Below are 11358 nucleotides of genomic sequence, written 5' to 3' on the forward strand. Positions count from 1 at the left end.
TGAAGCTCTTTTTTTATATGCTTATTATTAAACTTCAAAGATCATATCGCCGTAGCTTGGCATTGGCCATACATCTTTGTCTACAATCATTTCAAGTGCATCTACTGGACGACGGAGGTCTTCCATAGCCTTTACAACATCTGAGTGGTAGAAGTTAGCTTTCTCACAGCTAGATGCCTTCATAGTATATGCTTTCTCGTTAGTTTCCTTAAGAGTGATAAGAGCATCCTTTGCCTCGCGAAGGTAATTAGATACCTTAAGAAGGAGCTCCTTCTGTGTGCTTACATCAGCCTCTGGACATGCATCTGTGATGGTGCCAATAGAAAGCCCAAGCTCTGTAGCATAGCTGATAACAGCTGGAATAATCTGCTTAGAAGCCATATCTATCATTGTACGAGCTTCGATGTTGATTGATTTAATATACTGCTCATATTCGATTTCTGCACGTGATTCAAGCTCTACCTTAGAGAATACTCCAAACTTCTCAAACATTGAAACAGTTGCATCTGTAGTAAGAGCTGGAATTGCTTCTACAAGGGAATTAATGCTAGGTAAGCCTCTCTTCTCTGCTTCTGCAATCCATTCCTCACCATATCCATTACCATTGAATACGATTCGCTGATGTTCTGTAGCAAGATCTTTAATCATATCATGAACAGCAGCATCAAAATCCTTTTCCTTTTCAAGAACATCACATGCCTCACAGAGAGCCTCTGCCATAATTGTATTTAAGACAACGTTTGGCTCACCTACGGAATCCTGTGAACCTGGCATTCTAAACTCGAATTTATTTCCTGTGAAGGCAAATGGTGATGTACGGTTTCTGTCAGTAGCGTCCTTTCTAAAATCAGGAAGAGTCTTAACACCTGTAGCAAGCTTCTCACCCTTCTTTGACTTTGTAGCTGTACCTGTGGAAATAAGCTGAGTAAGTACATCCTCAAGCTGCTCTCCAAGATATATAGAGATGATAACTGGAGGTGCCTCATTGCCTCCGAGACGCTGGTCATTACCAACATCTGCTGCAGACTCACGAAGAAGATCTGCATGCTTATCTACTGCCTTTAACACAAGGCAAAGAACAAGGAGGAACTGGATATTCTCATGTGGTGACTTACCTGGCTCAAAAAGGTTGATACCATCATCTGTTACAAGTGACCAGTTATTGTGCTTGCCTGAGCCGTTAACGCCGTTAAATGGCTTTTCATGAAGAAGGCACTGAAGGCCATGGCGGTTAGCCACCTTTCTAAGTGTCTCCATAATAATCTGGTTGTGATCAACAGCAACATTACACTGTGCATAGATAGGTGCAAGCTCATGCTGAGCTGGTGCAACCTCGTTGTGCTGTGTCTTTGAAGAAACACCAAGCTTCCAAAGCTCAATGTTTACATCGCGCATATATGCCTCAATACGCTCTGGAATAGAACCGAAGTAATGGTCGTCCATCTCCTGTCCCTTAGGCGGCATAGCGCCAAATAATGTACGTCCTGTGTACATTAAATCCTTGCGTGCAAGATACATTTCACGATCGATAAGGAAATATTCCTGCTCTGCACCAACTGATGGAGTAACACGCTGTGATGTGGTGTTACCAAATAATCTAAGAAGTCGAATTGCCTGCTCCGAAAGAATCTCCATTGAACGAAGAAGTGGAGTCTTCTGATCAAGTGCTTCGCCAGTATATGAGCAGAAAGCTGTAGGAATGCAAAGTGTAGCTCCAGCTGCATCCTGTCTTACGAAGGCAGGAGAAGTTGGATCCCAAGCAGTGTATCCTCTAGCCTCAAATGTGGCACGTAAACCACCTGAAGGGAAGGATGATGCATCTGGTTCACCCTTAATCAATTCCTTACCTGAAAAGCTCATGAGAACCTTTCCTGATGGTAGTGGAGCAGAAATGAAGGAATCATGTTTTTCTGCTGTAATACCAGTAAGTGGTTGGAACCAATGTGTATAGTGAGTCGCACCCTTCTCAATTGCCCATTCTTTCATCTCATGAGCAATTACATCTGCTGTCTCTAAATCAAGTTCTTTCCCCTCTGAGATAGTCTGCTTAAGCTTCTGATATGTCTTCTTTGGAAGGCGTTCCTGCATAACTGTATCGTTAAAAACGTTTTCTCCAAAGATGTCAGCCACATTAAAATATTGTTCCATTCTATATGTATCCTTTCACACAAAATAATAGAAAAGACAATCAGCATATAAAATATACCGATTGCCTTTTCCAAAGCTCATACTAGAGCCAAATAATCATAATGAATTAAGCCTTTCCTACTGAACCGAAAAGCTCCATCTTTTCTTTAACTGTAGCCTTGATAGCGTCTGTACCAGGAGCAAGAAGCTTACGTGGGTCAAATCCCTTACCCTCAAGATCCTTACCAGCCTCTACATACTTACGTGTAGCATCAGCGAATGAAAGCTGGCACTCTGTGTTAACGTTGATCTTAGAAACGCCAAGCTCGATTGCCTTCTTAATCATATCAGCTGGGATACCTGTACCACCGTGAAGAACGAGTGGCATAGCACCTGTCTTCTGCTGGATAGCATCAAGTGTCTCGAATGAAAGACCAGCCCAGTTCTCTGGGTACTTGCCGTGGATGTTACCAATACCAGCTGCAAGCATATCAACGCCAAGGTCAGCGATTGTCTTGCACTCTTCTGGATCAGCACACTCGCCCATACCTACAACACCGTCTTCCTCACCACCGATTGAACCAACTTCGCACTCGATAGAAAGACCAAGCTCATGAGCTACGTGAACGAGCTCTGTAGACTTAGCAAGGTTCTCCTCGAATGGATAGTGTGAACCATCAAACATGATAGAAGTGAAGCCAGCCTTAATGCACTTGTAGCATCCTTCGTATGTACCGTGATCAAGGTGAAGTGCTACAGGAACTGTGATTCCGAGCTCCTCGTCCATAGCCTTAACCATAGCTGCAACTGTCTTGAAGCCTGTCATGTACTTGCCAGCACCCTCAGAAACACCAAGAATTACAGGTGAGTTGAGCTCCTGTGCTGTAAGAAGAATGGCCTTTGTCCACTCAAGATTGTTAATGTTGAACTGACCAACTGCATAGTGGCCTGCTTTTGCCTTATCAAGCATTTCTTTTGCAGAAACTAACATAAAATTATTCCTCCATATTTTCGTTTTAGGCTTTTTAACCCTATCTAAACGAAATTTTAGCATAAGCTAAATTTCTATTCAATAGCAATTTCCACAGCGTGGCTCTCATCCTTTATGACAACCACGTCATGTTTTCCACCAAACTCTCCATCGAGAGTCCATGGAACTACATCAGAACTTAGAAATTTGATCTCCTCAGACTGGAAAGCATAAACCATATCTGAATCTGGAATGATACCAGTCATAAAACCGAGAATCTCATTAAGCTCAATAGGATTACGAGGCATTTTTATGAGGGTAACCTCAAATACACCATCATTTAAACCGATGTCACCACGGATAATACCCTGGAATCCTCCCACGGATTTTGAATTGGTAATCATTCCAAAAATGAACTCGTCATAAATGACATTTCCATCATATTCAACCTGCATCCTGAAAGATGGTATATCTCTGAGCTGCTTCGCTCCTTCTATAATATATGCTGCATGTCCTAGAATATTTTTCATGTCCTGTGGTGTAGCATAAGAAACCTCTGTAAAAAGACCAAATGCAGCCACATAAACGAATGAATCTGAATTAAAACGGCCTATATCGCATGGAAACAGGTTGTCAGAAACACTCATACGCGCTGCATTTAACATGTTCTTATCTATACCGAGAGAGTTTCCGAAATCGTTAGTAGAGCCTGCAGGAATGTATCCTATAGGCTTTCTCTGTTCTAATGGTAGCTTCATCATACCGGTAACAACCTCGTCCAAGGTACCATCACCACCAGAGCATACGATTCTATCGAAATTCTCTGCCTGTGCAATTGTTTGATCTGTAGCGTCACCACCAGCCTGAGTGATATGAACACTCACCTGATAGCCAGCCTTAATCATAATATCCAGGATGTCAGCCAGATGTTCTTTTATTTGCCCCTTGCCTGAGCGAGGGTTTGCTATAAATAATAATCTTTTTGACATATGTCCCTCTTAAGTATTACTTTATTTTGTAAGAAAATCAGAAAGCTCTGCTACTGCCTTTTCTTCATCATCTCCTGCTGCATCAATTACAACGTGCGAGCCAGAAGCTAATACCAAACTCATCATACCCATAATGCTCTTTGCATTGACCTTTTTCTCATCCATTTCAAAATAAATAGAACTAGAGAATCTATTTGCTAACTGAACTAAATGGGCTATAGGTGTAGCTTCCATTGAATTTGACATCTGAATAGTAACTTCTTTTTGCATGACGTCCTCCTGAATTTCTAATAAAACCTAATGCTGACTAATTATAATTCCTTTGCTATTGCAGCCAGCTTCTTAAACCGATGGTTAACTCCTGACTTTCCGATTGGTGGATCCAATAACTGCCCTAAATCAGCCAATGGCGTGTCTGGATATGCCAGTCTGATATTGGCTATTTCCTGCAACTGAACTGGTAAGTTTTCTAAACCCAGCTTTTCATTTATCAGATTAATTTCTTCAATCTGACGTACTGCCGCATTTACTGTCTTGCCAATATTTGCTGTTTCACAGTTTACCTTTCGGTTAATGGTGCCTCTTACTTCCTTTACAACCCTGATATTTTCCAAATCCATAACAGAATGCGCTGCCTCCATAACGCGGAGAATCTCTACAATCTGTGCACCATCTTTAATGTAAACAACATGTTTACCAGTGCGCTTAACAATTTTCGCCTCAACATCAAAGGCCTTCATGGCTTTCTGTAAAAGCTTAGCCTGCTGAGGAATGTTGCACACTATCTCAAAATGGTACCCCTTGTTAGGATCTGATATTGAACCCGCAACTAAAAATGCGCCTCTGATGAATGCTCTCTTACAACAGGTCTGCTGAATGACTATATCATCAACAATCTGTCCATCCTCAGAAAGTTTAAGCATTTTTTGCGTCTCAAAAAAAACATCGTCAGAAATAACGATGACATCTTTCCCTATATTACATACATTTTTTAATAAAGTAAAGACTTTTCTATTTAAATGGTCTTCTGTTTTTTTTCTGAAGCTGTCGAGCCCTTGTAACATAAAGACTCCAGCAAGCTCAGCGACGACACAATGTCGACTTTTTGGAACAACCAAAATAAGTTCTTCTTTTACATCTTTTGAAAATGACAATTATTTCCCTCTCAAAGCATCTTTTCCAATGTCTCGATGCTCAATTTTAAGTCCGTAAGACTCATCTCCATTTAATGCTTCAAAAATTTCATCTGCAAGACATACAGAACGGTGCTTGCCGCCTGTGCATCCCACCGCAATTACAAGCTGATTCTTTCCTTCATTAATATAGTTTGGAATCAGGAATTTGATAAGGTCTGTTGTCTTCTCTAGGAAGATTTTAGCCTCATCATATTTTAATACGAAATCCTTTATAGGCTGGTCGTTACCAGTAAAAGGACGAAGCTCTGTGTCATAATATGGATTTGGTAAGAAACGTACATCAAACACTAAATCCGCATCCTCTGGAATTCCATATTTAAATCCGAAGGATATTATTGTAACAAACAGGCTCTTGTATTCTGCGTCATCAACAAATATCTTCTCCAGCTCTGCCTTAAGCTCTCTGGTAAGAAGATGTGTTGTATCAATAACGTAATCTGCATCCTCTCTAAGGAAGCCAATGGACTCTCTCTCCTCTTTGATTCCTGCTGCAATTCTTTCACGACCTGAAAGTGGATGATTTCGTCTTGTCTCCTTATATCTTTTTATAAGGACATCATCCTCAGCATCGAGAAATAGTATCTTAAATTGCTTCTGATCATTGTCCATTTCCTGCAGGATATCAGGCAAAAGCTTCATCGCATTGCCACTACGTACATCAATTCCGACTACAATATTTTTATCAAAGGAGCCATTGTCAGCCAATTCCACTACACTCTTCAGTAATTGTACAGGCAAATTATCCATGCAATAATATCCCATATCCTCGAACATTTTAAACGCTGTGCTTTTACCTGCACCGGACATTCCAGTAAGAATTAGTAGCTTCAATTGACGTTCCTCCCGATAATTCTAACCTCTGGAGTAAGGTGTACTCCAAATTTTTCATATACCTTTTCGTCCACATCCTTCATAAGCTTTAATACATCTGAAGCTGTGGCATCTGATTTATTAACTACAAAGCCGCAGTGCTTCTCAGAAACCTGCGCACCTCCTACAGTATAGCCTCTAAGACCTGTATCATCAATAAGTTTTCCTGCAAAATATCCTTCAGGGCGCTTAAAAGTTGAACCCGCGCTAGGGAAATTAAGCGGCTGTTTCTCAATGCGTTTCTGGCGGATATCATCTATGGTTGCTTTTATATCTGCTACATTTCCAACCGTAAGCTGAAGCTTTGCACCAAGTACAATTCCAGGATTCTCCATAAGAGCTGAATGTCTATAGGATAAATCCAGCTTATCTACAGATACATCTTCCACCTGTCCGTCGGCTTTTAAAATCTGAACCGATGTAAGAACATCTTTCATTTCTCCACCGTAAGCGCCTGCATTCATATACACAGCACCCCCGATAGACCCTGGTATACCTGAAGCGAACTCAAGGCCTGTAAGTCCAGCATCTGCAGCACGATTAGCCACTGAGGAAAGCATAGCTCCTGCTTCTGCATAAATCTCGCCTTTTGCATCGTCAATAATTATTTCTGAGGAGCTCTTGCCCATAGAAATAACCACACCTTCGATTCCATCATCAGAAACAAGAAGGTTACTTCCATTTCCAATTACCATAAATGGTACATCAGACTCTTTTAAGAAAGCAATAAGAGGAACCACCTGAGAAACAGATGGCTCCACATAAATATCCGCAGGACCGCCAATCCTGAAGGTAGTGTGCTTCTTCATTGGTTCATCAAGAAGGAACTCTACCTCAGGAAAACGCTTCTGCAGTTCATTATAAAAATCTTTTTTAGAAAAACTATTATGCATACTTAATAAATGCCTCGTATCCTAATAAAGCTTCGTATAAATCTACCTTTGAAATAATCTCACATGGTGCATGCATAGAAAGAACTGCAACACCTGAATCAATTACCTGCATGTTGTAGTTGCCCATGATATAAGCGATTGTTCCGCCGCCACCCTGGTCTACTTTACCAAGCTCTGCTGTCTGCCAGCATACCTTGTCCTTATCCATGATTGCTCTAACCTCTCCAACATACTCTGCTGAAGCATCGTTTGAACCACTCTTTCCTCTTGCACCTGTGTACTTGTTAAATACAAGACCACGTCCAAGATAAGCTGAGTTATTCTTCTCAAATGCTGATGCATAGTTTGGATCGAAAGCTGCAGATACATCTGAAGAAAGTACCTTGCAGTTTGTAAGAGCTCTTCTAAGCTTAAGCTCTGAATAATCACCCATAAGGTTGAAGATTTCTGCAAGTGTGTTCTCGAAAAACTTAGACTGCATACCTGTTGCACCAACAGAACCAATCTCCTCCTTATCAACAAGAAGTGCACAAGCTGTCTTTGGAAGCTTCTTTGTTGTGTTGAGAAGAGCCATGAAGGATGGGTAAGCACATACTCTGTCATCGTGACCATATCCTAAAATCATAGAACGGTCGAAGCCAAAATCTCTTGCCTCACCAGCTGGAACAACTTCGATTTCTGCTGAAATGAAGTCTTCCTCTTCTACATCATACTTATCCTTGAGAAGCTTAAGGATGTTCTTCTTAACAGACTCCTTTTCCTTCTCACCCTTTTTATCAAAACCTGGAATGCTTCCTACGATAAGGTTGAGGTCTTCACCTTCTACAACCTTAGCACCCTTCTTGTCCATCTGATCTGCTGCAAGGTGGATAAGAAGATCTGAGATACCAAATACAGGATCTCCAGCGTCCTCACCAACGTTAACTTTAACAACCTCTCCTGTCTTCTTAACAAGAACACCGTGAAGAGCAAGTGGAATAGTAACCCACTGATATTTCTTGATACCACCATAGTAGTGTGTATCTAACATAGCAATATCTGAATCCTCGTATAATGGATTCTGCTTTAAATCCATTCTTGGGCTATCGATATGTGCACCAAGGATATTAAGACCGTTCTCAAGAGACTCAGAACCGATGTTAAATACAGCCATCATCTTGCCCTTGTTTACAGCATAAACCTTGTCGCCAGCCTTAAGCTTTGTATTCTTTGCAATGGCATCCTCAAGATTAATATATCCTGCTGCCTCTGCCTTCTCTACGAAGAAATCAATACATTCTCTTTCTGTCTTGCACTGTGAAAGGAACTTTCTGTAATCCTCTCCAAATGCCATTACCTTTTTCAAATCTTTTTCTGAAGTATACTTACTCCAAGCGTTAGTACGTTCCATTTCTTAAAAATAACTCCTACTTCTAATAAATATTTCTTAATATATCTCAATCACCCTTTAAAGGGCAATTGTTTTTTTTACTGCTCACCTGCAATATTGTTCTGAACTCTGCGGTAAAGCTCTTCTGCTGCATTATAGCCCATCTTCTTCTGACGATGGTTAACAGCTGCTGCCTCGCAGATAATTGCAAGATTTCGACCTGGTCTGATTGGAAGCGAATGACATGTAACATCAATACCAAGGATATTCATGTACTCATCTGTCATGCCAAGACGGTCATATTCCTTTTCCTTGCTCCAATCCTCAAGCTTAATTACAAGGTCGATTCTCTGCTCATCCTTAACAGCCTCAACACCGTAAAGAGATTTAACATCAATGATACCAATACCTCTAAGCTCGATTAAGTACTGAGTGATAGATGGTGCACGACCATATAATCTCTCGTTGTTAGGGCGACGAATCTCAACAACATCATCAGATACAAGTCTGTGACCACGTCTGATAAGCTCAAGAGCTGCCTCTGACTTACCGATACCAGACTCACCTGTGATAAGAAGGCCCTCGCCGTATACATCAACCAATACTCCGTGGATAGTGGTGTATGGAGCAAAGTCCTTGTTCAATGAGAAGATAAGTGCTGACATGAATTCTGATGTAGCACGGTCTGTTCCTAAAATAGGTACATTTGCCTTAACAGCCTCCTTTAAAAGAACGTCTGCTGGCTTCTCTCCTCTACAGAAGATGATACAAGGAATGTCGTATGAGAAAAGCTGTGTAAAGCTCTCGATCTTTTCCTCGTCAGTCTTCTTTGATATATATGCAGCCTCAACATTACCGATAACCTGAATACGGCTTGGCTCGAAATGCTCATAGAATCCGTGAAGCTGAAGAGCTGGTCTGTTGACGTCGGAGCAAGTAACCTTTACCTCCTCCAAGTTTAATTCAGGTGTGTAATTTGTAAGATTAAATCTTTCCTGGACAGTAGCTACTGTAACATATTTGTTTGCTGCCATAAAATTCCCTCCATTATAAATGCTTATCGCTTAGTATATGATATATCATTTTCTAATTAATTCATAGGGTGAAAGTAATTGAATACGTTGGCAGCTGCCTCCTGATTCATTCCATCTGTGGCAGCCAACTCTTCAAGGGTAGCTTCTGCCATTTTCTCAGCTGACACAAATCTCTTCATGAGAGCTTTTCTTCGCTTTGGGCCAATTCCCGGAATATCATCCAAGAAGCTGTGAACCTGCCCCTTGCTGCGGAGGCTTCTGTGATACTCAATGGCAAATCTGTGTGCCTCATCCTGAAGCCTTGTGATAAGCTTAAAGCCCTCTGAATGAGTGTCTATAGGCAATTCCTGATCTCTGAAATATAGCCCTCTGGTTCTGTGATGGTCGTCCTTTACCATGCCGGCGACAGGAATATGAAGTCCTAATTCAGCAAGCACCTGCTCTGCTATGTGCACCTGTCCCTTACCACCATCCATCATGATTACATCTGGATACTTGGTGAAACTGTCCTCGATCACTCCGCCATTCTCTTCTAATTCCTCTAATCCGTGCGAAAAACGGCGATTAAGGACTTCGTACATGGAAGCGTAATCATTTGGGCCCTCCACAGTTTTTATCTTGAATTTGCGGTAATCTGAGCGTTTAGGCTTACCTTTCTCAAAGACTACCATTGAACCTACTGACTGGAAGCCAGATATATTGGAAATATCAAAAGCCTCCATTCGGCTGGCATTTGGAAGACCAAGTAGCGTTGATATTTCTTTCATGGCACCAATAGTGCGGCCCTCTTCCTTTTTGATTTTCTCTCTGTCCTGATCAAGAACCATCTGAGCATTCTTGGCTGCCAGCTCCACAAGCTTTTCCTTAGCTCCTCGCTTAGGAGTTCTAAGATATACTCTGGCTCCCTTTTTATTGGTCAGCCATGTTTCAATCAACTCGGCTTCTTCCAAATCATACTGAACATAAATTTCTCTTGGAACGAATGGCGTTCCTGTATAGTAATCCTCAAGGAAATACTGCAATAATTCCTCATCTGTGTCATCCACTCTGACATTAATGAAGAAATGCTCACGGCCAATCATCTTGCCACCGCGGATAAAGAATACCTGAACAACAGCATCCTCTGTGGCTTTTGCCATAGCAATAATATCCCTATCCTCGCCATCAAGCTGTGTAGCCTTCTGTCTTCCTGCACATGCCTTGACAGATTCAATTAAATCACGATAAAGTGCTGCTTTTTCGAAATCCATTTCCTCTGAAGCGGCATACATTTTTGCTTCTAAATCCTTCAGAGTATCGTAATAATCTCCGTTAAGAAATTCGATCACTTTGTCTACGTTTTTACGATATTCATCCTTATCAACATTTCCCTGACAAGGGCCTAAGCACTGACCAATGTGATAATTCAAGCATGGTCTGTTCTTCCCAAAATTCTCAGGAAGCTTTTGCGCGCAAGTGCGTATCTTATATAATTTCTGAACTAAATCAATTGTGTCGTGAACTGCTCCCGCCGATGTGAATGGGCCAAAGAATTTGCTTCCATTCTTTTTGAGCTTACGGGAAAATAGAACCCTCGGATAAGCCTCTGTGAGGGTAACTTCGATGTAAGGATAGGTCTTATCGTCTCGAAGCATTGTGTTGTATTTCGGACGATATTCCTTTATTAGATTGCACTCTAAAATGAGGGCTTCCATCTCGGAATCAGTAACGATGAATTCAAAATAATCAATATTCTGAACCATCTGCTTTTTCTTAAGGCCCTCATCGTGACTAGGCTGAAAGTATTGACGGACTCTATTGCGCAAAGACAGCGCCTTGCCTACATAGATAATCTCATCATTTTTCCCATGCATTAGATAAACTCCCGGTTGGTCCGGGAGTTTACTTAAGTCTTGTTCTGTTACCATAAA

The 11358-nt window shown here is 41.3% G+C and carries 10 protein-coding genes; all 10 read right to left on the minus strand.

Features of this window, described 5'->3' with window-relative positions; translation table 11 throughout:
* Positions 1 to 27: 27 nt before the first annotated feature.
* Positions 28 to 2148 (minus strand): glutamine synthetase III family protein, encoded by a 2121-nt coding sequence (locus BMZ41_RS11195; RefSeq protein WP_090529698.1) that lies wholly within the window; start codon positions 2146 to 2148, stop codon positions 28 to 30.
* 106 nt (positions 2149 to 2254) lie between these two features.
* Positions 2255 to 3118: a class II fructose-1,6-bisphosphate aldolase gene (fba, locus tag BMZ41_RS11200; protein ID WP_072914879.1), complete on the minus strand. Its 864-nt coding sequence runs from the start codon at positions 3116 to 3118 to the stop codon at positions 2255 to 2257.
* A 74-nt stretch (positions 3119 to 3192) separates the two neighbouring features.
* Entirely contained in the window at positions 3193 to 4086 is an 894-nt protein-coding gene (locus BMZ41_RS11205) for a diacylglycerol/lipid kinase family protein (protein ID WP_090169253.1), read from the minus strand.
* Positions 4087 to 4107: 21 nt separating this feature from the next.
* Positions 4108 to 4356, minus strand: a complete 249-nt coding sequence (locus BMZ41_RS11210) for an HPr family phosphocarrier protein (RefSeq protein ID WP_072914887.1) — start codon at positions 4354 to 4356, stop codon at positions 4108 to 4110.
* Positions 4357 to 4397: 41 nt separating this feature from the next.
* The gene (gene whiA, locus BMZ41_RS11215) at positions 4398 to 5240 is read right to left on the minus strand and encodes a DNA-binding protein WhiA (protein WP_090529701.1); all 843 of its coding nucleotides are present in this window, start codon (positions 5238 to 5240) and stop codon (positions 4398 to 4400) included.
* Positions 5241 to 6113 carry an RNase adapter RapZ gene (gene rapZ / locus BMZ41_RS11220; RefSeq protein ID WP_090169250.1) on the minus strand — a complete coding sequence of 291 codons (873 nt, stop codon included), beginning with the start codon at positions 6111 to 6113 and terminating at the stop codon, positions 5241 to 5243.
* Positions 6110 to 7045 carry a UDP-N-acetylmuramate dehydrogenase gene (gene murB, locus BMZ41_RS11225; protein ID WP_090169248.1) on the minus strand — a complete coding sequence of 312 codons (936 nt, stop codon included), beginning with the start codon at positions 7043 to 7045 and terminating at the stop codon, positions 6110 to 6112. The genes rapZ and murB overlap by 4 nt, the downstream gene beginning before the upstream one ends.
* A complete protein-coding gene (locus tag BMZ41_RS11230; protein WP_090169246.1) occupies positions 7038 to 8435 on the minus strand; it encodes an aminopeptidase in 1398 nt (465 codons plus the stop codon). Before BMZ41_RS11230 ends, murB begins: the two co-directional genes overlap by 8 nt.
* A gap of 77 nt (positions 8436 to 8512) precedes the next feature.
* Entirely contained in the window at positions 8513 to 9448 is a 936-nt protein-coding gene (gene hprK / locus BMZ41_RS11235; RefSeq protein ID WP_090169244.1) for an HPr(Ser) kinase/phosphatase, read from the minus strand.
* 56 nt (positions 9449 to 9504) lie between these two features.
* Positions 9505 to 11355: an excinuclease ABC subunit UvrC gene (gene uvrC / locus BMZ41_RS11240; RefSeq protein ID WP_090529704.1), complete on the minus strand. Its 1851-nt coding sequence runs from the start codon at positions 11353 to 11355 to the stop codon at positions 9505 to 9507.
* Positions 11356 to 11358 lie beyond the last annotated feature (3 nt).

The organism is Pseudobutyrivibrio sp. UC1225 (genome assembly GCF_900115215.1).
Classification (GTDB): domain Bacteria; phylum Bacillota; class Clostridia; order Lachnospirales; family Lachnospiraceae; genus Pseudobutyrivibrio.

What these genes read in the sequence shown, in the direction of transcription:
- BMZ41_RS11205 (WP_090169253.1), bottom strand. Translation starts at nt 4,086, where the DNA reads ATGTCAAAAAGATTATTATTTATAGCAAACCCTCGCTCAGGCAAGGGG.
- BMZ41_RS11195 (WP_090529698.1), bottom strand. Translation starts at nt 2,148, where the DNA reads ATGGAACAATATTTTAATGTGGCTGACATCTTTGGAGAAAACGTTTTT.
- fba (WP_072914879.1), bottom strand. Translation starts at nt 3,118, where the DNA reads ATGTTAGTTTCTGCAAAAGAAATGCTTGATAAGGCAAAAGCAGGCCAC.
- murB (WP_090169248.1), bottom strand. Translation starts at nt 7,045, where the DNA reads ATGCATAATAGTTTTTCTAAAAAAGATTTTTATAATGAACTGCAGAAG.
- BMZ41_RS11210 (WP_072914887.1), bottom strand. Translation starts at nt 4,356, where the DNA reads ATGCAAAAAGAAGTTACTATTCAGATGTCAAATTCAATGGAAGCTACA.
- hprK (WP_090169244.1), bottom strand. Translation starts at nt 9,448, where the DNA reads ATGGCAGCAAACAAATATGTTACAGTAGCTACTGTCCAGGAAAGATTT.
- uvrC (WP_090529704.1), bottom strand. Translation starts at nt 11,355, where the DNA reads ATGGTAACAGAACAAGACTTAAGTAAACTCCCGGACCAACCGGGAGTT.
- BMZ41_RS11230 (WP_090169246.1), bottom strand. Translation starts at nt 8,435, where the DNA reads ATGGAACGTACTAACGCTTGGAGTAAGTATACTTCAGAAAAAGATTTG.